The sequence below is a fragment of the Verrucosispora sp. WMMA2121 genome, from assembly GCF_027460185.1.
In the GTDB taxonomy this organism is placed as follows: Bacteria; Actinomycetota; Actinomycetes; order Mycobacteriales; family Micromonosporaceae; genus Micromonospora; species Micromonospora palythoicola.
This window is the reverse complement of record NZ_JAPZBH010000004.1, coordinates 104045-127270: the sequence shown is the minus strand read 5'-3', so window position 1 is coordinate 127270 and position 23226 is coordinate 104045. Positions and strand designations below refer to the sequence as shown.

Genomic DNA, 23226 nt, shown 5'->3' with positions numbered 1-23226 from the left:
GTACCAAGATCCTGAGGGGACGGGGTGCGACGGCGAGGTGGGGGTGGTGAGTTTCCACAATCCCCGGCTGCCGTGGTCGGAGTTGGAGCGGGTGCTCTCCGGGCGGTCGAGCGACGGAAGGAGCGGCGACGGGCCGGGCGGGGGTGGGAAAGGCGGCGGTGCGGGGCGGCACCTGCACGTGGTGGATCCGCTCGCGGTCGACGCCGACGGGGGTGACTCGCCGGCGTGGAGCCGGCGGCGGGAGCACTACCGGCCGCCGGAGCTGGCCCGGCCCGACGGCGTGCCGCCGTACGCCGAGCTGCACGCGCACACCAACTTCAGCTTCCTCGACGGTGCCAGCCACCCCGAGGAACTGGCCGAGGAGGCCGTCCGGTTGGGGCTCACCGCACTCGCCGTCACCGACCACGACGGGTTCTACGGTGTGGTGCGGTTCGCCGAGGCGGCCCGCGCGCTGGGCCTGCCGACGATCTTCGGAGCGGAACTGTCCCTCGGCCTGCCCGGTCCGCAGAACGGCGTACCCGACCCGCACGGCAACCACCTGCTGCTGCTGGCCCACGGCCACGAGGGGTACGCCCGGCTGGCCACGACCATCGCCCGCGCCCAGCTGCGGGGCGGTGAGAAGGGCCGCCCGGTCTACGGTGAGCTGGAGGAGATCGCCGCCGACCTGCGCGACCACGTGCTGGTGCTCACCGGCTGCCGCAAGGGGCACGTGCCGGCCGCCCTGCTCACCGAGGGGGTCGACGCGGCGGCCCGCGAGCTGGACCGGCTCACCGCGCTGTTCGGCGCGGAGACGGTGGCGGTGGAGCTGACCGACCACGGGCATCCGGTCGACGGCGACCGCAACGACGCCCTGGCCGAGCTGGCGACCGCCGCCGGCCTGCCCACGGTGGCCACGAACAACGTGCACTACGCGACACCGGGGCGGCGTCGACTGGCCACCACCCTGGCGGCCGTGCGGGCCCGACGCAGCCTGGACGAGATCGACGGTTGGCTGCCCGCGGCGGGCACCGCCCACCTGCGTGACGGCGCCGAGATGACGGCCCGGTTCGCCGCCTACCCGGGCGCGGTGGCCCGGGCCGCCGAGTTCGGTGCCGAGCTGGCCTTCGACCTCCAGCTCGTGGCGCCGCAGCTGCCGGCGTACCCGGTGCCGCCGGGGCACACCGAGATGAGCTGGCTGCGCCACCTCACCGAGCAGGGCGCCCGGGAACGCTACGGCCCGCGCGAGGCGCACCCGCAGGCGTACGCGCAACTCGACCACGAGCTGAACATGATCGAGGAGTTGGGTTTCCCCGGCTACTTCCTGGTGGTGTACGACATCGTCGACTTCTGCCGGCGGGCGGACATCTACTGCCAGGGCCGGGGTTCGGCGGCGAACTCGGCGGTCTGCTACGCGCTGCGGATCACCAACGTGGACGCGGTCCGGCACCGGCTGCTGTTCGAGCGCTTCCTGGCTCCCGAGCGCGACGGGCCGCCCGACATCGACGTGGACATCGAGTCCGACCGCCGGGAGGAGGTCATCCAGCACGTCTACGCCCGCTACGGCCGGGAACACACCGCCCAGGTGGCCAACGTGATCTCCTACCGCCCCCGCTCGGCGGTGCGGGACGTGGCCAAGGCGTTCGGCTTCCCACCCGGACAGCAGGACGCGTGGAGCAAACAGATCGACCGCTGGGGCGACGTGGCCACGGTGGACGTGCCGGAGATCCCCGAGCAGGTGGTCGCGTACGCCAACGAACTCCAGACGTTCCCCCGGCACCTGGGCATCCACTCCGGCGGCATGGTGATCTGCGACCGGCCGGTGATCGAGGTCTGCCCGGTGGAGTGGGGGCGGATGCCCGGCCGCAGCGTGCTCCAGTGGGACAAGGACGACTGCGCCGCCGTCGGCCTGGTCAAGTTCGACCTGCTCGGCCTCGGCATGCTGTCGGCCCTGCACTACGGCTACGACATGATCGGGATGAGCCTGGATCTCGGCGACATGACGCTCGACGACCCCGAGGTCTACGACATGCTCTGCCGGGCCGACTCGGTCGGGGTGTTCCAGGTGGAGAGCCGGGCCCAGATGGCCACCCTGCCCCGGCTCAAGCCCCGGACGTTCTACGACCTGGTGGTCGAGGTGGCGCTGATCCGGCCCGGCCCGATCCAGGGCGGCTCGGTGCACCCGTACATCCGGCGCAAGAACGGCCAGGAGCCGGTGACCTACGCGCATCCGCTGATGCGCAACGCGCTGGAGAAGACCCTCGGCGTGCCGCTGTTCCAGGAGCAGTTGATGCAGCTCGCCATCGACCTGGCCGGCTTCGACGCGGCCGAGGCCGACCAGCTACGCCGGGCGATGGGTGCCAAACGGTCGGTGCGGCGGATGGAGCAGATCGCCGACCGGCTCTACCGGGGCATGGCCGAGCGCGGCATCACCGGCGAACTGGCCGACGACGTCTACCGCAAGCTCACCGCGTTCGCCAGCTACGGCTTCCCGGAGAGCCACGCGATGAGCTTCGCCTACCTGGTCTACGCCAGTTCCTGGCTGAAGCGCTACCACCCGGGCCCGTTCCTGGCCGCGCTGCTCAGCGCCCAGCCGATGGGCTTCTACTCGCCGCAGACCCTGGTCGACGACGCCCGCCGGCACGGCGTGCAGGTACGCCGACCGGACGTCAACGCCAGCGACGCGAAGCCGGTGCTGGAGTCCACCCCGGACACCCGCTGGGGCAGCCGGGCGGGTGAACCGCCGCACGCCTGGGGGCTGGGCGGCCCGGCGGTCCGGCTCGGGCTGTCCAGCGTGCGTACCCTCGGCGACGGTGTGGCCGAGCGGATCGAGGCCGAGCGGGCGGCGAACGGCCCGTACCGCGACATGTCGGATCTGGCCCGGCGGGTGGGGCTGACCGCCGCCCAGTTGGAGGCGCTGGCCACCGCGGACGCCTTCGCCTGTTTCGGGCTGACCCGGCGGCAGGCGCTCTGGGCGGCCGGCGCGGCGGCCCAGGAGCGGCCCGGCCGGCTGCCCGGCACGGTCACCGGTACGGCGGCACCCGTGCTGCCCGGAATGGAGGAGGTGGACCGGCTGGTCGCCGACGTCTGGGCCACCGGTCTGTCGCCGGAGAACCACCCGGCCCGGTTCATCCGGCCGCAGTTGGACGCCGTGGGCGCGGTCCCGATCGACCGGTTGGGTCGGGTGGAGCCGGGCCGGCGGATCCGGGTCGGTGGCATCGTCACCCATCGGCAGCGGCCCGCGACCGCCGGTGGAGTCACCTTCCTCAACCTGGAGGACGAGACCGGCATGCTCAACGTCACCTGCTCGCCGGGGCTGTGGCAGCGGCATCGACGGGTGGCCCGCACCAGCACCGCGTTGGTGGTGCGGGGCCGGCTGCAGCGGCACGAGGGGGTGGTCAACCTGGTCGCCGACCGGCTGGACCCGATCGAGGCACCGGTCCGCCCCGCCTCCCGCGACTTCCGCTGACGGTGGGCAGGTGCCCCCCTGGCGATCTGCGCCCGGCTGACTAGGCTCGACCGGGTGGAACAGACCCCAGGCCCGGCCGGGCCGCCGCTCACCCCCCGTACCGCCGTGGTCTGGTCGGTGCTGCGCGCCGAGCTGGACCGCCGGCCGGCCGCCGAGCTGACCGTGCTGGACGTGGGGGGTGGCACCGGCGGCTTCGCGGTGCCGCTGGCCCGGGCCGGGCACCGGGTGACCGTGGTCGACGCCAGTCCCGACGCGCTCGCCGCGCTCAGTCGCCGGGCCGCCGAGGCGGGGGTGGCCGGGCGGGTACGCGCGGTGCAGGGTGACGCCGACGCGCTGGCCGGGCTGATCGAGCCGGCCAGCGTCGACCTGGTGCTCTGCCATGCCGTGCTGGAGGTCGTCGACGAACCGGCACCTGTGGTGTCCGCGCTGGCCGGCGTGCTGCGACCGGGCGGTGCGGCGAGCGTGCTGGTCGCCGGGCGGGCCGCCGCGGTGCTCGGCCGGGCGATGAACGGGCACCTCGACGTGGCCGCGACCCTGGCCGCCGATCCGGTCGGCACCGCCGGCGAGCGGGACACCCTGCGCCGCCGCTTCGACGTCGAGGACGCCGCCGCGCTGCTGGCCACCGCGGGGCTCACCGTCGAGGAGATCCACGGCGTACGCGTCCTGGCCGATCTGCTGCCCGCGGCCGTGGCGGACGGCCAGGCGGCGGCCCTGGTCGAGTTGGAGCGGACGCTCGCCGCCCAACCACCCTGGCGGGACGTCGCGGCCCAGCTGCACCTGTTCGCCCGCCGCCCGGCATGACCGGCGTGCTCGGCCGGGCCCGGCCGCTGGAGGTCGTCGCGCCGGCCTACGGCGGCGGCAGTCTCGCCGACGTACTGCCCAGCGCGCTGGCCGTGCTCGGTGTCCCCGGGGTCGCGGATCCGCTCGGCCTCGCCACCGAACTGTCCGGGGTGCGCCGGATCGCGGTGCTGCTGGTCGACGGCCTGGGCTGGTACCAGATCCCGACCGCCGCGCCGTACGCGCCGACGCTGACCGGGCTGACCGCCGCGTCCGGTCGACCGCTCACCTCCGGTTTCCCCTCCACCACCCCGACCAGCCTGGTCACCCTGGGCACCGGCGTGGCGCCCGGCGCGCACGGGGTGCTCGGCTTCACCGTGTGCCGTCCGGGCACCGAGCGGGTGCTCAACCACATCGAGTGGCGTGCCGGCGATCCCGACCCGTTGCGCTGGCAGCCGGTCCCCACCCAGCTGGAGCGGGCCCGGGCGGCGGGTGTGGCGGTGACCGTGGTGAGCCGGCCGGAGTTCGGTGGCACCGGTCTGACCCTGGCCGCCAACCGGGGCGGTGACTACCGGGGCGCGGTCGGGGTCGACGCGGTGGCCGCCACCACGCTGGCGGCGCTGACCGCGGGACCCGGTCCGACCCTCGTCTCCGCCTACCACCCGGACGTCGACCGGCACGGTCATCTCAGCGGCGTCGACTCGTTGCCGTGGCGGGTGGCGGTGACCGAGTTGGACGGATTGCTCGCCCGGCTGGTGGACGGGTTGCCGCCCGATGCCGCGCTGCTGGTCACCGCCGACCACGGGCAGCTCGACATCCCGCACGGAGACCGGTTCGACCTGGACACCGACCCCCGGTTGACCGCCGGGGTGCGGGTGGTGGCGGGCGAGCCCCGGGTGCGCTACCTGCATGTCGCCCCCGGGGCCACCGACGACGTGGTGGCCGCCTGGTCGGCCGTGCTCGGCACCGCCGCCCGGGTGCTCACCCGTGCGGAGGTGGTGGCCAGCGGCCGGTTCGGGCCGGTGGCCACCGGCCACCTGGACCGGATCGGCGACGTCGTAGTGGTCTGCAACGACACGTACGCCGTGCTGGCCAGCCGGTCGGAGCCGCCGATGGTGTCCCGGTTGGTGGCCTTCCACGGTGCGGACACCGCGGCCGAGATGACCGTTCCGCTGCTGGTGGTGCGGGGCTGACCGGCCGGAATGTCAGCCCGGCGGGCTAACCTGCGCGGGTGGGCCGCAGCCAGTCGCTACCCCGGGGCGGCGATCCCCGGTTCGGGCCCGGTGCCGACGACACCGGGTGCCCGATCCTGCACGTCGACATGGACGCCTTCTACGCCTCGGTGGAGGTCCGGCACCGACCCGAGCTGCGCGGCCGGGCCGTCGTGGTCGGTGGGGTCGGTCCGCGCGGCGTGGTCAGTTCGGCCAGCTACGAGGCCCGGCGGTACGGCGTCCGCAGCGCGATGCCCACGATGCGGGCCCGTGCCCTCTGCCCGCACGCGGTCTTCCTTCCCCCCGACTTCGCCCGCTACTCGGCGGCCTCGCGGGCGGTCATGCAGATCTTCCGGGACGTCACGCCGCTGGTCGAGCCGCTCTCGCTGGACGAGGCGTTCCTCGACGTCGCCGGTGCCCGGCGACTGTTCGGCCGGCCCGCGGAGATCGCCCGCCGCATCCGCGAGCGGGTCGCGACCGAGCAGGGGCTGACCTGCTCGGTCGGGGTCGCGCCGAGCAAGTTCGTGGCCAAGCTCGGCTCGACCCGGGCGAAGCCCGACGGTCTGCTCGTGGTGCCGGCCGACCGGGTGCTCGAGTTTCTCCACCCGCTACCGGTCGGCGCGTTGTGGGGGGTGGGGGAGCGTTCCGAGCAGGCACTGCTGCGGCTCGGGCTGCGTACCATCGGCGATCTCGCGCAGGCGTCGCCGGGCATGCTGCGGACCGCGCTCGGCGAGGCGGCCGCCGCGCACCTGCACGAGCTGTCCTGGGGTCGTGACCCACGCCGGGTCAGCCCGGAGCAGGCGGAGAAGTCGATCGGCGCGGAGGTCACCTTCGACGTGGACGTCGACGACCCGGCCGAGATCCGCCGGACTCTGCTGGCCCTGGCGGAGAAGGTCGGTGCCCGGTTGCGGGCCGGCGGGCAGGTGGGACGGACGGTGTCGCTCAAGGTCCGCACCGCCGACTTCCGCACCGTGAGCCGGGCCCGCACCCTGGACGTGCCGACCGACGTTGCCCGGGAGATGTTCGACACGTCGTGGGCGCTCTACACCGCGTTGAACCCGGGTGAGCGGATCCGCCTGCTCGGTGTCCGGGCGGAGGGACTGACGGCGGCCGACCAGACGCCGCAGCAGCTCGCCCTCGGGCAGCCGGAGCGGGGTTGGCGGGAGGCGGAGGTCGCCGCCGACGCGGCGGCTGCCCGTTTCGGGCGGTCCGTCATAGGACCGGCCAGTCTTCTCAGCGGGCGCGAACCCCGACGAAATGAAAATCCGACCCGACCGTAGGTCGTCCCGCTTTCCGACGCGCGAGGGCCCTCGTAGACTTGCGGGTAAGCAGCCGGTTGGCTGCCACGGTCTGTCGGTCCGACCGGACCGACCAACGTGACCGGGGAGGAGTGCCGTGCCGCTCTCGGAGCACGAGCAGCGGCTGTTCGAGCAGATCGAGCGGTCGCTTGCCGAGGACCCCAAGTTCGCCTCGGCCGTGCGCGCCAGCGATCCGCGCTTCCACGCGCGGCGTCGCCTGCTCGTCGCTGCCGGCGTGATCATCGCTGGCCTGGCGTTGCTGGTCTATGGCGCGGTGATCAAGACTCCGCCGCTGGCAGTGGCGGGATTCGTAGTCATGCTGGCCTCGGCCGCGTTCGCGGTGCAGTCGCATCGTCGGGCGCAGTCACCCGACCTGCACGTCGTCGGGGGCACGGCGAGTCGTCGCCGGTCCCGCGGCCGTGCCGGCCGGAGGTCGGGTTTCCTCGACCGGATGGAGGACCGGTGGCGGCAGCGCCCGGAGGGGCACCGCTGACCGCGTTCCGCCGCTGACGAGGAAACAGGTCACCCCGGGCCGACGTGCCCGGGTAAGTGGCGCGCGAACGGCCCAGCTGCCGTAGCGACGCGTCGGGTTGCCTGCTGCCGTCGTGGTTGTCGTCGTCGGCCGCCCTGTCGGATCGCCGTCCAGACCTGGCCCAGGTCCCGGACGGTCACCGAACGACGCGTCCAATGGGCGGACGGCGCATTCAACGAACATGTCAGGGTGACATTTCCGGTCACCCTGACACGTGTCGCGAAAACCGAACCGGGTTTACCCGTCACACTCCTTCACAACACTGCTCGGCCCCACACGTCTCGCCGGCAACCCAGATCATCGACTCGCGCGGCTGGCGATCAGCCGGCGCGGACTGAATCGCAGCAGCCTGCGGCGCACCTGCCCGGCCGAGTTGACCAGTCGGGACGAGTTGTCCGCGATGGCCGTGCGCCACCGGGACAACACCGACGGCGGCAGCACGGTCGCCACCAGGCGGGTCCGCCGATCCGCCTGCCCGGCGAGTGCGCCGCGCACCGTCCGCAGGGCCGCCGGCAGCGGTTCGCCGGTCAACGGGTCCCGGGCGTAACGGGCCCGCTCCTCCGCCCGACCGAGCAGGCGTACCGCCGACCCGGCGTCGTCCTGCGTGGCCAGCCGCTCCCGGGCCAGCCGCTCCGCCGTGGCGCGTGGGGTCTCGGTCCGGTCCACCCCGATCCGGTAGTCGACGAGCGTGTCGATCAGTTCGTCCCAGGCGGCGTGCGCGTCGGCCCGCGCCCGGTCCGGATCGGTGGCGACCACCATGACCGGTTGACCGGTCGCGGACGGGGTCGCGTCCGACGCGTCGACCGTCCGTACCACCGGTGCCGGCCGGCCCCGACGGCGACGCAGGGCGAGCCGGCGCAGTGCGGGCACGGCGAGCAACACCAGCAGCGTCAGGACGCTGGCGGCGACCAGCCACGGCCAGCGGGGCCGCTGCTCGGCGGGAGTGTCGGAGCCGGCCGCCGCGCCCGGGTCCTCGCCCTCCTCGAACTGGTTCGGTCCCTGCTCCGCGTCGGCCGACGGATCCGTCTCGTCGGGGGTGTCCGACGTGCCGCCCTGCGGCGTGCTCTCCTCCGGGGCGTCCACGTCCGGCGCCCAGGCCGAGCGGGTCGAACCCGGCACGCCGTAGGCCGGGGTGGCGTCGAAGGGCACCCAGCCGATCTGGTCGAAGTAGACCTCGGTCCAGGCGTGCAGGTTGCGGTTGGTCAAGGTGAGAGTGTCGTCGCTGCGCCGGCTCCCGTTGGTGAACCCGAAGGCGACCCGGGCCGGGATCCCCGCGTCGCGGACCATCCAGGCCAACGCCGCGGCGTACTGCTGGCAGTAGCCGACCTTGTTCTGCAGGAAGTCGAGAATCGCCTGGCCACTGGTGCCCTGCTCGGTGCTGAGCCGGTAGCTGAAGCCGTTGTCCTCGGAGAAGTAGTCGTAGATGGCCCGCACCTTGTCGTACTCGGTGCGTGCCCCCCGGATCAGGTCCTCCACCAGGGTGCGGACCTCCGGCACGTCCGGCGTCACGGTCTGCTGCCGGCGCAGCGGCAGGTCCGCCGGCAGCGGTCGGGCCCGCCGCAGCGCCTGCGGGCTGTACGACGAGCGCACGTAGTCGAAGGAGTACTCCTTGCCCCGGGAGTTCTCCCGGTTGGAGAAGACGACCTGCAGGTTCGGGTCGTAGAACCAGCTGTTGCCCAACTCGGCGAAGCTGACCGGCTCGGCGTAGACCGGCAGCAGCGGCATGTTCAGCTCCCGGCTGACCTGCACGGTGGCCCGTTGCCGGGTGCGTTGGACGCCCGGCACCGAGCGACCCGAGGGATCGGGCAGGTCGCCGTTGACCCGCCTGCCGTTGGGGCCGCGCACCCGGAAGCCGTCGGCACGCAGGTCGTCGGCGACCCCGAAGCGCAGGTAGAAGGGCTCCTCCTCGGTGGTGGTGACGGTCACCAGGTCGGTCACCTGGGACTGGTTGAGCTGCCCGCTGAGCGCGGCGAAGAGGTCGACCCGACCGGGTGAGCCGCCGAACCCGGGACCGATGCCGGAGCCGGTGCCGGAGTTGAGGGTGGTCATCAGCCCGGCGGTCATCCCGGGCACGGCCAACGGCACCAGCACGGCCAGCGCGAGGCCCACCACCGCCAGGCGGCGGCCGGCGGCGGCCAGCGGCGACGACTCCCAGACGTCGACGTCGCGGCCGTCTCCGGTGAACCGGCGGCCGAACCGGCGGACCCGGTCCACGTTGTCGGTGACCAGCAACCAGAGGAAACCGGCGGCGCCGATCGCGAACGGCACCGGCGGAACGCTGTCCACGTAGACCGCCACCGGCACCGAGTAGATGGCAAGCATGGGCAGACCGGCCAGGGCGGGGCGGCGCAGCCCGACGCAGAGCACGTCCACCAGCACCGCCACCCCGCCGATGCCGAGCACCGTGACGAACAGCAGCGGGTCGGTGTCCGGGACCTTCACGCCGTGGGAGCGCATGTCCTCGACCGAGTTGCCGAGCAGCTCGGCGAAGTGCCCGAAGGTGGCCGGGGTGGGCAGCACCGCCAGCAGTTCGCTGCCGCTGGGGAACAGCCAGGTCAGGGCGAGGGTGAGGCCGCCGACCATGGCCAGGATCTGGACCCACAGCGGGGTCCGGCCGAGGCGGGCCAGCGCCGCCGCGGCCGCCACCGCGGCCACCGCGATGACCGCCTGGACCAGCCACGTCCAGCGTTCGAAGATGGCCGACAGCGGCGCCGCCGCGAGCAGCGTCGCGCCGGCGGCCACCAGGCCCAGGTTCCGATGGGCGATCATGAGGGGGACCTTCCGTTCATCGCACGCCACCGGCCACGGTCTCGGCCATCGCCGCCCGTAGCGCGAACCCCTGCGAGCCCCGCCCGGCCTGCGGCCAGAGCGCCGGTAGCCGGCCGCCGTGGTCGACGCCGATCACCCGCCAGCCGGAATGCAGCAGCGCCAGTGCCGCGGTGTCGTGCGCCTGATCGGCCTCCGCCCGCGCGGGCGTCGGCAGGTTCAGCCAGGCGGAGCTGTCCAGCAGGAAGCAGACACAGGTGGCGCCGTTGGCCCGCAGCCCGGCCAGCACTTCCGCCTCGGCGGTGCTCAGCGACCCGAACAGGCCGATGATCAGCCCGCCGTCGGCGCGCTGCCGGACGTGCTGCACCAGGGTGGTGATCTCGACCCGCTGGTCGAGCCTGACCTCGGCGAGCTGGTCGAGCAGCAGGCCGTCGCCGGCGCCCTCGGTGGCGTCGACGTCCGCGCCCGAGCCGGTCACCAGGCGAAGCTTGTAGCCGGCCTGGCGCAGATGTACCGCGATGCTGGCGGCGGCGGAGACCGCCCACTCGAAGCTGGCCGTCGGCCCGTCGCCCCGGTGGCCGTACGCGCGGGTGTCCAGCAACACCGTCGCCCGGCTCTCCCAGGGCTGCTCCTCCCGTCGCACCATCAGCTCGCCGGTGCGCGCGGTCGACTTCCAGTGCACCCGGCGCAGGTCGTCACCGCGCCGGTACTCCCGGGTGGCCGCGTCGTCCTCGCCGTGCACCGCAACCGAGCGGGCCCGGCTCTCACCGCTGCCGGCGTACTCACCCGGCAGCCGCACCGACGGCAACGGAACCACCTGCGGGACGACCGTGAGCCGGTCGGTACCGGGGAAGGCGCGGGTGAGTTCGCAGAGGCCGAACGGGTCGGTCATCCGGACCACGAGCGGCCCCACCTCGTACCGGCCCCGCACGTCGGCACGCACCGTGTACGCCACGGAACTGGCCTGGTGTGCGCCGAGACGTTCCAGCACCACCCGGGGCCGGCTGCCCAGGGCGTACGGGAGCCGGTCCTCCAGCAGCAGGGTGCCGGTGGGCAGCCGGGACATGTTCTGCAGGCGCAGCACCACCCGGGCGGTCGCGCCGACCGGCACCCGGTGTGGCTCCAGCGACCGGTGACAGGCGAGCTTGTAGCGGCTGCGGCCGACGTAGAGCGCGGCGAGCAGCGGCAGGACGGCCAGCAGCACGGCCACCCGCAGCAGGTCCTTCTCGCCGAGGATGCCGGCGGAGACGGCCGCCGCCACCCCCGCGGCCAGGAAGGAGCGGCCGCGGGTGGTCAGCCCGCGCAGCCCGACTCGCACGTCACGGCCTCCGCGGCTCGAAGGGGGCCCGGCCGTTACCGCTCGGTGGCCGGGTGTCGTAGGGCGAGCGCTTGCGGTCGTGCGGCAGCGGCAACCGGTGCACCAGGTCGGCGACGATCGCGTCGGTGGTACGCCGGGCGAGCTGGGCGTCGGCCGTGGGAATGATCCGGTGCGCCAGCACCGGCACGGCGAGCACCTGGAGATCGTCGGGCAGGACGTAGTCCCGCCCGTCGAGGGCGGCCACCGCGCGGGCGGTGCGCAGCAGTTGCAGAGTGCACCGGGGAGAGGCGCCCAGCCGCAGGTCGGGGGACTCGCGGGTGGCGGTGACCAGGTCTACCGCGTACTGCTTGACCGCGTCGGCGACATGCACCTGCCGGACGTGACCGATCAGCCGGCGTACGGTGTCGGCGTCGGAGACCGGCCGCAGCCCGGACAGCGGGTCGAGCGCCCCGTGCCCGTCGAGCATGGCCAGCTCGGCGGTCGGGTCCGGGTATCCCATGGCGATGCGGGCGGTGAACCGGTCGCGCTGCGCCTCCGGCAGCGGGTAGGTGCCCTCCATCTCGATCGGGTTCTGGGTGGCGATCACCATGAACGGCGTCTGCAACTGGTAGGTCACGCCGTCGACGGTGACCTGCCGTTCCTCCATGCACTCCAGCAGCGCGGACTGGGTCTTCGGCGAGGCCCGGTTGATCTCGTCGCCGACGACCAGGTTGGCGAAGACGGCACCCGGGCGGAACTCGAAGTCGTGGGTCTCCTGGTTGTAGACGCTGACCCCGGTGACGTCGCTGGGCAGCAGGTCCGGCGTGAACTGGATGCGGCGCACCGAGCAGTCGATCGACCGGGCCAGGGCCTTGGCCAGCTTGGTCTTGCCGACGCCGGGCACGTCCTCGATGAGCAGGTGACCCTCGGCGAGCAGGACGGCCAGCGCCAGCCGCACTGTCGCGGTCTTGCCCTCGATGACCTGTTCGATGTTGGTAACGATCGCGTCACTGGCGGCGCGGAACTCGTCGTACGGCAGCAGACCGCCAACGTCGTCCCAGGTCTGTTGTGTCACGGGCCTCCTCCTCGTCGCCGTCACGGCAGCTCTCCTAGAGAGCACCTGGCCCCGCCGTTTCGTTCGCGACGTGCGAGCCTCATGTGCCGCGGCAATCTCACTGGCCTCTCAGGCTAACCATGTTTGTCGTCAACGCCGACCGCCGCAGGTGTTTGAGCGCTTACGCAGTGATTTGTCATTTACGCAGCGCATGTCGTCGGTTCTGCCGGGTAAGCGGGCCCGAATCCGCCTGCCCGGACGGGAGGACATGACGAGGTGATCCTCGCCGCCGCGCTCGCCTGGCAGGTCGGCCTGGCGGCCTGCGTACCGCTGCTGGTGCGGCGTTTCGGCCGCGACGCCGGGTATCCGCTGGCCGCCGGCTACCTCGCCGGGGCGGCACTGCTGCTCAGCCGGTTGCCGGTGATCCTCGACGACCGGGAGGTCGCCGTGGCGTGGCGGTGGCTGCCCGGACCGGAGGTCCACGCCGCGCTGCGGATGGACGCGCTGGGGTTGGTCTTCGCGTTGCTGGCCCTGGGGGTGGGCGCGCTCATCATGGCCTACTGCCCCCGCTACCTCGACGGCACCGAGGTGGAGCAGGAGCGGGTGTACGTCACGATGACCCTCTTCGCCGCCGCGATGCTGGGCCTGGTCCTCGCCGACGACCTGCTGGTGCTCTTCGTCTTCTGGGAACTCACCTCGATTCTCTCCTTCGTCCTGATCGGGCAGGGCGGCCGGCCGGCGGCCACCGGACCGGCCGTGCGGGCGTTGCTGGTCACCGTCACCGGCGGTCTGGCGCTGCTGACCGCGATCGTGCTGCTGGCGGTGCAGCTCGGCACCACCAGCCTGGACACCATCGTGGCCGAGCCGGAGCGGCTGAACGGCGGACCGGCCTGGGCGGTGGGCACGCTGGTGATCGTCGCGGCGTTCACCAAGTCCGCGCAGCTGCCGTTCCATTTCTGGCTGCCGGGCGCGATGGTGGCGATCACGCCGGTGAGCGCGTACCTGCACGCGGCGACGATGGTGAAGGCCGGTATCTACCTGCTGATGCGCTTCTCGGCGGTGTTCGGCGGCTCCTGGGCCTGGGACGGGACGCTGATCGTCGTCGGGCTGCTCACCGCGATCCTCGGCGCGCTGCTCGCGCTGCGTCAGTACGACCTCAAGGCGCTGCTGGCGTACTCGACGGTCAGCCAGCTCGGCCTGCTGGTCGGCGTGATCGGCGTCGGCACCCCGGCCGCCGACGCGGCGGCGATTCTCTACACCATCGCCCACGCGCTGTTCAAGGCGACCCTGTTCATGCTGGTCGGCATCATCGACCATCAGGCGGGCAGCCGTGACGTGCGGGAGTTGGCCGGGCTGCACCGGGTGATGCCGGCGACGGTCTGGCTCACCGTGCTGGCGGCGATGTCGATGGCCGGCCTGCCGCCGACCGTCGGCTTCGTCGGCAAGGAGGCGATCTTCGAGTCCCTCGGTGCGGCCTCCGGCGGAGGGTGGCTGGGCTGGTCCGCCGCCGGGCTCGGGGTGCTCGCCTCGGTGCTCACCTTCGCGTACGCGGCCCGTCTGGTGCACGGGATGGTGGAGGGACCGACCCGGCAACGCCAACTGCGCGAGCCGTCCTGGGCGTTTCTCGCCCCGGCCGCGGTGGCCGCGGTGGTGGCGACCACGCTCGGCCCCACGGTGGCCGTGCTGAGCCCGCTCGTGCAACGGGCCGCGGACGACGCCCGTCCGGAGGGTACGCCGCCCTACCTGGCGTTCTGGCACGGCTTCACCCCGGCACTGGGGCTGAGCCTGCTCACCGTGCTGCTGGGGGTGCTGATGTTCCTCGGCCGGGTCCGGGTGGACCGGTGGCTTCGGGCCGTACCCACCGCCCCGCCGTTCGCCGCGCTGTTCGAGCGGGCCCGACAGGCGCTGCTGCACGCGGGCTCGATCGTCGCCCGGAGCGCGCACGCGCCGGACCCGGCGCCCTACCTGGCCCGTCCGTTGCTGGCGGCGGTGGCGCTGGCCGCGGTCGCCGCGGTGGCGCTGCCCGACGTCCCGGCCGGCCTCGGCGGTGACCCGGCCCGGCCCGGTGACTGGCTGCTGCTGGGGCTGCTCGTGGCGGCCCTGGCCGGGTTGCTGGTGGTGCGCTCCGCGCTGGCCGCGATCGGGCTCACCGGAGTGGTGGGACTGCTGTTGTCGGCGTGGTTCCTGACCCTCGGCGCACCCGACGTGGCGTTGACCCTGATGCTGGTGGAGGTGCTGACCGCGGTGGTCGTCATGCTGGCGCTGCGGCAGCAGCCGCGCCGGCTCGCCCCCGTCGGGCGACGCTCGTCGGTCACCGGCGCGGCCCTGCTCGCGGTCGCCACGGGTGGCGCGGCGGCCGCGGGTACGGCCGTGCTGACCGGACCCGACCGGCTGTCCGAACCCGGTCGGTGGTACCTCGACCGGGCGGAGGAACTGACCGGCGGCGCCAACGTCGTGAACACCATCCTGGTGGATTTCCGGGCCCTGGACACCCTCGGTGAGGCGGTGGTGCTCGCGGTGGTGGCGCTCGGACTGGTCCGGCTCGCCGCCGGTCGGCCGGTCGAGCCGGCCAGGACCGGGCCCGCTGGCGACGACCTGGTGCTGGGCCTCGCCTACCGGGTGCTCGCGCCGGTGATGCTGCTCGCCTCGGCGGTGCTGTTCCTGCGTGGACACGAGGAGACCGGCGGCGGCTTCATCGGGGCGCTGCTGGCGGGCACCGCCGTCGGGCTCGGCCAGTTGGCGCACCCCGGCGGGGCGCCGCTGCTGGGCCGCCTCAGGTCGGCGCCGCTGGCGGCGGCGGGGCTGCTGACCGCCACGGTCGCCGCTCTGGTGCCGCTGGCCGCACGTCGGTCGCCGCTCACGCCGCTCACCCTCACCACACCGGATCCGCTGCCGTCGCTGTCCACGTCACTGCTGTTCGACCTCGGGATCTACCTGATGGTCCTGGCGCTGGTGGTGGCCGCGGTGCGCCGCCTCGGCGTAGCGCCGGCCCAGCCGGCCGTCGAGGTCGACGCCGGAGGTGCCCGGTGAGCGCCGCGTTCGTGGTCGGCGTCCTGGTGGCCGCCGGGGTGTTCCTGCTGCTGCGGCCGGGGCTGCTGCGCGTGGTGCTGGGCTTCGTGCTGCTCGGCCACGCCGTCAACGTGGTGCTGCTGGCCGCCGGTGGGCTCGGCCGGCGGACCCCGGCGCTGCAGGAGGTGGGCCCGGACACCGCCGACCCGTTGCCGCAGGCGTTCGTGCTGACCGCCATCGTGATCACCTTCGGGGTCACCATCCACCTGCTTGGCCTGCTGCGGCGCGGCGCCGGCGGGCCGGCCAGCGGTGCGGATCCCGCGGACGACGACGGCGGCGACACCGAGTCCGGCGGCGACGGCACCGGTGCGGCGGGCGGGCGCGGCACCACGGGGCGGCGGCGGTGAGTGGTCTTCTCCTGATCCCGGTGGTCGGGCCGCTGCTGGTCGCCGGGGTGCTGCTCGCCCTGCCGAACCGCCCCGGCCCGCATCGGGTCGGCGCGTTCGCCACCATGACGGTGGTGCTGGTGGCCGGCCTGGTCCTGCTGGCGCGGACCAGTGGGGGCGCGCTGGTCGTGCTGCGCGTCGGTGGCTGGCCCGGACCGATCGCCATCAGCCTGGCGGCGGACGCGCTCAGCGCCCTGCTGGTCACGGTGACGGCGCTGGTGGTGCTCGGCTGCCTCGTCGCCGCCGTCGGCTCCGGAGACGACCGTCGTCCGTACTTCCTGCCGTTGGTGCTGGTGCTCACCGCCGGGGCCGGCGGCGCGTTCCTCACCACCGACCTGTTCAACCTCTTCGTGCTGATCGAGGTCATGCTGGTGCCGTCGTACGTGCTGTTGAGCCTGGCCGGCGGGGTCGGGCGCGGCGGCGCGGGACGGGTGTACGTCGCCACCAACCTGCTCGGCTCCACCCTGCTGCTGGCCGGGGTGGCATTGGTCTACGGCACCACCGGAGTGGTCGGGCTGGGTGACCTGGCCGGCGCGGCACGGGACGAACCGACGGTCGCGGTCGCCTGCGGGGTGGTGCTGCTCGCCCTCGGCGTCAAGAGCGCGCTGGTGCCGCTGCACGACTGGCTGCCGCGCACCTATCCGGTGGCCTCGCCGGTGGTGGTGGCGCTCTTCTCCGGGCTGCTGACCAAGGTCGGCCTCTACGCGGTGATCCGGATCTACGCGGTGGTGTACGGCGGTGATCCCGGATACCGCTGGCTGCTCGGCGCGGCGGCGCTGCTGTCGATGGTGGTCGGCGTGCTCGGCGCTGTCGGCGAGAACTCGATGCGGCGGATCCTGACCTTCCACATGGTCAGCCAGCTCGGCTACGTGCTGCTCGGCGTAGCCCTGTTCACCGCCGCCGCGCTGGCCGCGGCGGTCTACTACCTGGCCCAGTACATCCTGGTGAAGGCGGCGTTGTTCCTGTGCGCGGCAGCGGTACGGGCCGGCCGGGGTACCGACCGGCTCGACGGCTCCGGTGGTCTGGCCGGGCAACGTCCCGCGCTCGCCCTGGCCTTCGCCGGGGCGGCGCTGTCGCTGGCCGGCCTGCCGCCGTTCTCCGGGTTCCTGGCGAAATTCCTGCTGCTGCGGGCCACCGCGGAGACCGGTGCCTGGCTGGCGATGACCGTCGCGGTGCTGGTCAGCCTGGTCACCCTGCTGTCCATGGTGAAGATCTGGAGCGCGCTGTTCACCGGCGACCCGCCGGCCTCGTCGACCGTGGCGCGGCGGATCGGACCGACACTTGTCGGCCCGCCGCTGGCGCTGGCCGGTCTCTCCCTGGCGGCCGGGTTGGCCGCCGCACCGCTGCTGGTCCTCGCCGACACGGCGGCGGCCGGGCTGCGCGACCCGGCGGGCTACGTGCGGGCGGTGACCGGGCGATGAGCAGCGACACGATGACGATTCCCCGCCGCACGGCGGTCCGGGTCCGACGCGTCCTGCGGTTCGCCGGCTACTTCGCCGTCCGGCTGGTCCAGGCGAACCTCGCCGTGGCCTGGGAGATCCTCACCCCGGGTTCCCGGCTGGCGCCCGCGGTGGTGCGGGTGCCGCTGCGGGCGGCCACCGACACGGAGGTGGCGGCGGTGGCGCTGGCGGTGAGCCTGACCCCGGGCACGCTGACCCTGAGCGTGCACCGGGCACCCACCGCCGCGCTGTGGGTGCACGGCATGTACGCCGCCGACCCGGTGGCGTTCCGGCGGGCGGTGACCGACCTGGAGTGGCGGCTGCTGGCCGCGCTGCGCCCGGCCGCCCACCCGGACGGTCCCGACGCCGGTCGTACGGAGGTGGTCCGGCGGTGACGATGATCCTGCTCGACGTGGTGCTCGTGGTCCTCGCCGGCTCGATGACGGTGGTGATCGTCCGGCTGGTGGTCGGTCCGACCGACGCCGACCGGGCGGCCGCACTGGATCTCGGCTTCTTCGTCTTCCTGGCGGCCCTGGCGGTGCTCGCCGCCCGGCTGCACGCCCCCGACCTGCTCGACCTGGTGCTGACCGGCACCCTGGTGAGTTTCCTCGCGACGGTGGCGATGGCCCGGCTGGTGCACCGGAGGCAGCGATGATCCGGATCTCGCTGGCGTCGGCGCTGCTGCTGCTCGGCACCGCGCTGATCGCGATCAGCGCGGTCGGCCTGATCCGCCTGCCGGACGTCTACCACCGGATGAACTCCGTGGCCAAGGCGGCCAGCCTCGGGGTGAGCTGCGTGCTGCTCGGCGTGCTGCTGCTGATACCGGGTTGGCGTACCGCGGTGGTGGTCCTGGCCGCCGTCGGGCTGCAACTGTTCACGGCACCGATCGGCGGTTACGCGCTGGCGCGGGCCGCCTACCGGTCCGGGGCCCCGCTGGCCCCGGTCACCCGCTACGACGAGCTCGGCGGCCGGGCCGGCGGGGGTGGCGACGAGCAGCCCCGCGACCCGGTCTGAGGGGTGGTCGACGGCGGCCACCCGCCACGCGCGGTACACTGCCGGACATGGCCGGAGTCTTCCTGCTTCTTACCGGGCCGTGCTGATGCGCTGAACGCGCGACAGCACGGCGGCCCCTCCTGCGTGAGGGGCTTTTTCGTGCCCGCCGCCGGCCCGCAACGGGCCGTCGAGGCAGACCCGAGACCAGCCAGCACTCCGACAGACTCCGCCGAGCGACGCGAGGAGAAGGCCATGACCGAGGCAGACGTCCCACCGTTCCGGTACACCGCGGCACTGGCCGACGAGATCGAACGCCGTTGGCAGGACCGTTGGGAACGGGAGGGTGCCTTCCACGCGCCGAACCCGTCCGGCCCGCTGGCCGACCCGGGCCACCCGCGCTCCGGTGCGGAGAAGCTGTACGTGCTGGACATGTTCCCGTACCCGTCCGGGGCCGGACTGCACGTCGGGCACCCGCTGGGCTACATCGGCACCGACTGCTTCGCCCGGTACCAGCGGATGGCCGGCCGCAACGTGCTGCACGCGATGGGCTTCGACGCGTTCGGGCTGCCCGCCGAGCAGTACGCCGTGCAGACCGGCACCCACCCGCGGACCACCACCGAGGCCAACATCGACCGGTACCGGGCGCAGCTGCGCCGGCTGGGACTGGCCCACGACCAGCGGCGCTCGGTGGCGACCATCGACACCGACTTCTACCGCTGGACCCAGTGGATCTTCCTGCAGATCTTCAACTCCTGGTACGACCGCGAGGCCGGCCGGGCCCGGCCGATCAGCGAGCTGATCGCCGAGTTCGCCGGGGGCGTGCGGCGCACCCCGGACGGCCGGCCGTGGGCCGAGCTGTCGGCCGCCGAGCGACGCGCCGTCGTCGACGACCACCGCCTGGCGTACGTGTCGCAGGCGCCGGTCAACTGGTGTCCGGGGCTGGGCACGGTGCTGGCCAACGAGGAGGTCACCGCCGACGGTCGCTCCGAGCGGGGCAACTTCCCGGTCTTCAAGCGCAACCTGAAGCAGTGGATGATGCGGATCACCGCGTACGGTGACCGGCTGTTGGACGACCTGGACAAGCTGGACTGGCCCGAGCCGATCAAGCTGATGCAGCGCAACTGGATCGGCCGGTCGCAGGGCGCGCACATCGACTTCCCGACCCCGACCCCGGCGGCGGCGATCCGGGTGTTCACGACCCGGCCCGACACCGTCTTCGGCGCCACCTACATGGTGCTGGCCCCGGAGCACGAGCTGGTCGACACGCTGGTGCCGGCGGCCTGGCCGGCGGGCACCCGGGACGCGTGGACCGGCGGGCACGGCGGCCCGCGGGAGGCCGTCGAGGCGTACCGCAAGGCGGCGGCGGCCAAGACCGACGTGGAGCGGCAGGCCGAGACGAAGGAGAAGACCGGCGTCTTCACCGGCGCGTACGCCACCAACCCGGTCACCGGTGGGCAGATCCCGATCTTCATCGCCGACTACGTGCTGGCTGGCTACGGCACCGGCGCGATCATGGCGGTGCCCGCCCAGGACGAGCGGGACTGGGAGTTCGCCGAGGTCTTCGAGCTGCCGATCGTGCGTACCGTGCAGCCGTCGGAGGGCTTCGACGGCAAGGCGTACACCGGGGACGGGCCGGCGATCAACAGCGCCGCGCCCGAGCGCGGCCTGGACCTGAACGGCCTGGGGGTGGCCGACGCCAAGGCCCGGATCATCGCCTGGCTGGAGGAGACCGGCAACGGCCAGGGCGCGGTGACCTACCGGCTGCGGGACTGGCTGTTCAGCCGGCAGCGCTACTGGGGTGAACCGTTCCCGATCGTCTACGACGCCGACGGCGCGGCCGTGGCGCTGCCGGAGGAGATGCTGCCGGTCGAGCTGCCCGAGGTGGACGACTTCTCCCCGCGCACCTTCGACCCGGAGGACGCGAACAGCAACCCGGAGACGCCGCTGTCGCGCCGCCGGGACTGGGTCGAGGTCGAGCTGGACCTGGGTGACGGCCCGAAGCGCTACACCCGGGAGACGAACGTGATGCCGCAGTGGGCCGGCTCCTGCTGGTACGAGCTGCGCTACCTGGACCCGACCAACGGTGACCGGTTCGTCGACGCGGACAACGAGCGGTACTGGATGGGCCCGCGTGGCGAGGGCGACTGCGGCGGTGTGGACCTGTACGTCGGCGGTGCCGAACACGCCGTGCTGCACCTGCTGTACGCCCGGTTCTGGCACAAGGTGCTGTACGACCTGGGCCACGTGTCGTCGTTCGAGCCGTTCCGCAAGCTGTTCAACCAGGGCTACATCCAGGCGTACGCGTACACCGACGCCCGGGGCGCGTACGTGCCGGCGGAGGAGGTCGCCGAGCGCGACGGCGGCTTCTTCCTGGGTGACGTCCAGGTCAACCGCGAGTACGGCAAGATGGGCAAGTCCCTGAAGAACGTGGTCACCCCGGACGAGATGTGTGCCGCCTACGGCGCCGACACGTTCCGGGTGTACGAGATGTCGATGGGTCCGCTGGAGGTGTCCCGTCCCTGGGAGACCCGGGCGGTGGTCGGCTCCTACCGGTTCCTGCAACGGGTCTGGCGGGCGATCGTCGACGAGCGGACCGGCGAGTCCCGGGTCACCGACGACCCGGCCGACGAGCAGACCCGGCGGCTGCTGCACAAGGTGATCGACGGTGTCCGGGGCGACATGGAACAGATCCGGTTCAACACCGCGATCGCCAAGCTGATCGAGCTGACCAACGGGGTGACCCGGCTGGCGGGTACTCCGCGCGAGGTGGCCGAGCCGTTGGTGCTGATGGTCGCGCCGTTCGCTCCGCACGTCGCCGAGGAGCTGTGGCAGCGGCTGGGCCACGCCACCTCGCTGACGTACGCGGACTTCCCGGTCGCCGACCCGGCGCTGCTGGTCGCCGAGACGGTCACCTACCCGGTGCAGATCAACGGCAAGGTCCGGGCCCGCGTCGAGGTCCCCGCCGACGCCAGCGAGGACGACGTACGGCAGGCGGCCCTGGAAGCCGTCGCCACCACCCTGGCCGGCACCCAACCCCGCAAGGTCATCGTCATCCCCACCCGCATGGTCTCCATCGTCCTCTAACCCACGCCCTTTCTCGTTGATCATGAGGTTGGCGGCAGTTTGAAGATCAACTGTTGCCGTCAACCTCATGATCAACGCTGGGTGGAAGGTGGGGTGCGGTGGGTCAGGGGGTGCGACGGGTCAGGGCCAGCGTGGTGATCAGGGCGGTCAGGGCGGCCCAGGCGGTGTAGGTGGTCCAGGCGCCGGAGACGGTGGCGGGGTGGATGTCGGTCAGCCACGGCGGGGGGCCGTTCGGGTCCCTGAGCCGCTGCCACGCGGGCACCAGCATGGCGTGCCGGAGCAGTGCGCTCCAGCGTTCGTCCTCGTCGACGGCGGTGGGCAGCAGGAGCAGCAGCGTCGCGGCGGTGACGATCGCGGGTGCGGTGTGCCGGATCACCGCCGCGAGAGCCATGCCGACCAGCGCGCAGAGCGGCACCAGCAGGGCGGAGGCGGCGATGCCGCGCAGCGCGCCGGGATCGCCGATGGACATGTTCGCGTCGACGTCGGCGAGGATCGCCTGCGACACCACGAAGGCCGCCGCCGCGCCCAGCACCCCCAGCACGGTCAGCACGCCGGTCAGCACGGTCAACTTGGCGGCGGCCACCGCGTAGCGCCGGGGGACGGCCGCGAACGTGGTGCGCATCAGCCCGGAGGCGTACTCACCGCCAATCGCGACCGCGCCGACACCACTGGCCGCGAGGACGACGAACATCTGAGCCTCGGTGGGAAAGGCGTCCCAGAGCGGGGAACGCAGCGCCCGCTGCTCGGCCGACCAGTCCGGCCAGCCCGCGTGGGTGGCCAGCGCGGCGTGGCCGGCGAGGCCGACCATGGCGAGCAGGATCAGGGCGAACGCCGCCCAGGTGGAGCGGAGCGACCAGAGTTTGATCCATTCGGCGGCGAGCAGGTCGCGGTAGCGGGCCGGGTGGGTCGGGCTGGTGCGCGTGGCGGGTCGGGTCGCGGTGGTCATCGGGTCTCCCCGGCGGCGTACTCGACGTCGGCGGCGGTGAGTGCCATGAAGGCCTCCTCCAGTGAGGCGGTGCGGGTGGTCAACTGGTGCAGCGGGATCCGCAGGCCGAGGGCCAGGTCGCCGATCCGTTCCGCGTCCACCCCGCTGACGGCGAGCGCGCCATCGGCATCCGGCCGCACGTCCGCGCCGACGTCCACCAGAGCCGAGGTCAGGGCGGCCGGTTCGGGGGTACGCAGGACGACCTCGGCCCGGCCGGCGCGGGCGGCGAAGTCGTTCAGGGACTCGTCGGCGACCAGCCGGCCCCGGCCGATGACGACGAGGTGGTCGGCGCAGTGCTCGACCTCGCCCATCAGGTGACTGGAGACGAAGACGGTGCGACCCTCGGCGGCGAGTCGTCGGAACAGTTCGCGCACCCAGCGCACCCCTTCCGGGTCGAGGCCGTTGAACGGCTCGTCGAACATCAGCACGGGTGGGTCGCCCAGCAACGCGGCGGCGATACCGAGGCGTTGCCGCATGCCGAGCGAGAACCGGCCGACCCGACGGTTCGCGGCATCGTCGAGGCCGACCAGGCCCAGGACCTCGTCGGCCCGCCGGGTGCCGATGCCGTTGCCGCGGGCGAGGGCCGTCAGGTGCGCCCGTGCGCTGCGCCCGGCGTGCACGTCCCCGGCGTCGAGCAGCGCGCCGGCGTGCCGTAGCCCCCGGGCAAGGTCCCGGAACCGGATGCCAGCCACCGTGACGGTGCCGCTGGTCGGCGTGGTCAGCCCGAGCACCATGCGCAGGGTGGTGGACTTGCCGGCGCCGTTCGGGCCGAGGAAGCCGGTCACCCGGCCGGGTCGGACGGTCAGGGTCAGTCCGTCGACGGCGGTGGTGCGGCCGTACCGCCGGGTCAGGCCATCAAATTCGATCATGCCGTGCACGCTGCCGGTCGC

Annotated in this window: 17 protein-coding genes; 12 read left to right on the top strand and 5 right to left on the bottom strand. The window is 73.3% G+C overall.

Annotation, left to right across the window (positions count from 1 at the left end; genetic code table 11):
* Positions 1-46: 46 nt before the first annotated feature.
* From O7605_RS01170 to O7605_RS01150, 5 genes are all read left to right on the top strand, one after another.
* Positions 47-3445, top strand: a complete 3399-nt coding sequence (locus O7605_RS01170) for an error-prone DNA polymerase (protein WP_269737493.1) — start codon at positions 47-49, stop codon at positions 3443-3445.
* 36 nt (positions 3446-3481) lie between these two features.
* A complete protein-coding gene (locus O7605_RS01165) occupies positions 3482-4246 on the top strand; it encodes a methyltransferase domain-containing protein (protein WP_269738661.1) in 765 nt (254 codons plus the stop codon).
* Complete coding sequence (locus O7605_RS01160) at positions 4243-5415, top strand: alkaline phosphatase family protein (RefSeq protein ID WP_269737492.1); 1173 nt, start codon at positions 4243-4245, stop codon at positions 5413-5415. The genes O7605_RS01165 and O7605_RS01160 overlap by 4 nt, the downstream gene beginning before the upstream one ends.
* Before the next feature lie 38 nt (positions 5416-5453).
* Positions 5454-6713: a DNA polymerase IV gene (locus O7605_RS01155; protein WP_269737491.1), complete on the top strand. Its 1260-nt coding sequence runs from the start codon at positions 5454-5456 to the stop codon at positions 6711-6713.
* A 115-nt stretch (positions 6714-6828) separates the two neighbouring features.
* Positions 6829-7224 carry a DUF3040 domain-containing protein gene (locus O7605_RS01150; RefSeq protein WP_099850992.1) on the top strand — a complete coding sequence of 132 codons (396 nt, stop codon included), beginning with the start codon at positions 6829-6831 and terminating at the stop codon, positions 7222-7224.
* A 336-nt stretch (positions 7225-7560) separates the two neighbouring features.
* Here the strand turns inward: O7605_RS01150 and O7605_RS01145 are convergent, their stop codons facing one another.
* The 3 genes from O7605_RS01145 to O7605_RS01135 are packed head-to-tail and all read right to left on the bottom strand — an operon-like array spanning position 7561 to position 12401.
* Complete coding sequence (locus O7605_RS01145; RefSeq protein WP_269737490.1) at positions 7561-10032, bottom strand: transglutaminase TgpA family protein; 2472 nt, start codon at positions 10030-10032, stop codon at positions 7561-7563.
* A gap of 16 nt (positions 10033-10048) precedes the next feature.
* Positions 10049-11347, bottom strand: a complete 1299-nt coding sequence (locus O7605_RS01140; RefSeq protein ID WP_269737489.1) for a DUF58 domain-containing protein — start codon at positions 11345-11347, stop codon at positions 10049-10051.
* Between the two features lies 1 nt (position 11348).
* Positions 11349-12401, bottom strand: coding sequence for an AAA family ATPase (locus O7605_RS01135; RefSeq protein WP_164449198.1), 1053 nt, complete (start codon positions 12399-12401; stop codon positions 11349-11351).
* 255 nt (positions 12402-12656) lie between these two features.
* Between O7605_RS01135 and mbhE the strand changes: the two genes are divergently transcribed.
* The 7 genes from mbhE (at position 12657) to leuS (ending at position 21351) form a co-directional block, all read left to right on the top strand.
* Positions 12657-15410, top strand: coding sequence for a hydrogen gas-evolving membrane-bound hydrogenase subunit E (gene mbhE, locus O7605_RS01130; protein ID WP_269737488.1), 2754 nt, complete (start codon positions 12657-12659; stop codon positions 15408-15410).
* Positions 15407-15796, top strand: a complete 390-nt coding sequence (locus tag O7605_RS01125) for a sodium:proton antiporter (protein ID WP_269737487.1) — start codon at positions 15407-15409, stop codon at positions 15794-15796. Before mbhE ends, O7605_RS01125 begins: the two co-directional genes overlap by 4 nt.
* Positions 15793-17256: a proton-conducting transporter transmembrane domain-containing protein gene (locus tag O7605_RS01120; protein WP_269737486.1), complete on the top strand. Its 1464-nt coding sequence runs from the start codon at positions 15793-15795 to the stop codon at positions 17254-17256. Before O7605_RS01125 ends, O7605_RS01120 begins: the two co-directional genes overlap by 4 nt.
* Positions 17253-17669 (top strand): Na+/H+ antiporter subunit E, encoded by a 417-nt coding sequence (locus O7605_RS01115; RefSeq protein ID WP_269737485.1) that lies wholly within the window; start codon positions 17253-17255, stop codon positions 17667-17669. The genes O7605_RS01120 and O7605_RS01115 overlap by 4 nt, the downstream gene beginning before the upstream one ends.
* A gap of 2 nt (positions 17670-17671) precedes the next feature.
* Positions 17672-17929 carry a monovalent cation/H+ antiporter complex subunit F gene (locus O7605_RS01110; RefSeq protein ID WP_269738660.1) on the top strand — a complete coding sequence of 86 codons (258 nt, stop codon included), beginning with the start codon at positions 17672-17674 and terminating at the stop codon, positions 17927-17929.
* Complete coding sequence (mnhG, locus tag O7605_RS01105; RefSeq protein ID WP_269737484.1) at positions 17926-18288, top strand: monovalent cation/H(+) antiporter subunit G; 363 nt, start codon at positions 17926-17928, stop codon at positions 18286-18288. Before O7605_RS01110 ends, mnhG begins: the two co-directional genes overlap by 4 nt.
* A gap of 231 nt (positions 18289-18519) precedes the next feature.
* Entirely contained in the window at positions 18520-21351 is a 2832-nt protein-coding gene (leuS, locus tag O7605_RS01100; RefSeq protein ID WP_269737483.1) for a leucine--tRNA ligase, read from the top strand.
* 103 nt (positions 21352-21454) lie between these two features.
* On the opposite strand, the gene O7605_RS01095 is transcribed toward leuS, so the two are convergent.
* Entirely contained in the window at positions 21455-22297 is an 843-nt protein-coding gene (locus tag O7605_RS01095) for an ABC transporter permease (RefSeq protein ID WP_269737482.1), read from the bottom strand.
* The gene (locus O7605_RS01090; protein WP_269737481.1) at positions 22294-23205 is read right to left on the bottom strand and encodes an ABC transporter ATP-binding protein; all 912 of its coding nucleotides are present in this window, start codon (positions 23203-23205) and stop codon (positions 22294-22296) included. The genes O7605_RS01095 and O7605_RS01090 overlap by 4 nt, the downstream gene beginning before the upstream one ends.
* Positions 23206-23226 lie beyond the last annotated feature (21 nt).

Excerpts from the sequence above, each read along its gene's own strand:
- O7605_RS01160 (WP_269737492.1), top strand. The coding sequence starts at position 4,243 with ATGACCGGCGTGCTCGGCCGGGCCCGGCCGCTGGAGGTCGTCGCGCCG.
- O7605_RS01145 (WP_269737490.1), bottom strand. The coding sequence starts at position 10,032 with ATGATCGCCCATCGGAACCTGGGCCTGGTGGCCGCCGGCGCGACGCTG.
- O7605_RS01115 (WP_269737485.1), top strand. The coding sequence starts at position 17,253 with ATGAGCAGCGACACGATGACGATTCCCCGCCGCACGGCGGTCCGGGTC.
- O7605_RS01110 (WP_269738660.1), top strand. The coding sequence starts at position 17,672 with ATGATCCTGCTCGACGTGGTGCTCGTGGTCCTCGCCGGCTCGATGACG.
- mnhG (WP_269737484.1), top strand. The coding sequence starts at position 17,926 with ATGATCCGGATCTCGCTGGCGTCGGCGCTGCTGCTGCTCGGCACCGCG.
- leuS (WP_269737483.1), top strand. The coding sequence starts at position 18,520 with ATGACCGAGGCAGACGTCCCACCGTTCCGGTACACCGCGGCACTGGCC.
- O7605_RS01095 (WP_269737482.1), bottom strand. The coding sequence starts at position 22,297 with ATGACCACCGCGACCCGACCCGCCACGCGCACCAGCCCGACCCACCCG.
- O7605_RS01090 (WP_269737481.1), bottom strand. The coding sequence starts at position 23,205 with ATGATCGAATTTGATGGCCTGACCCGGCGGTACGGCCGCACCACCGCC.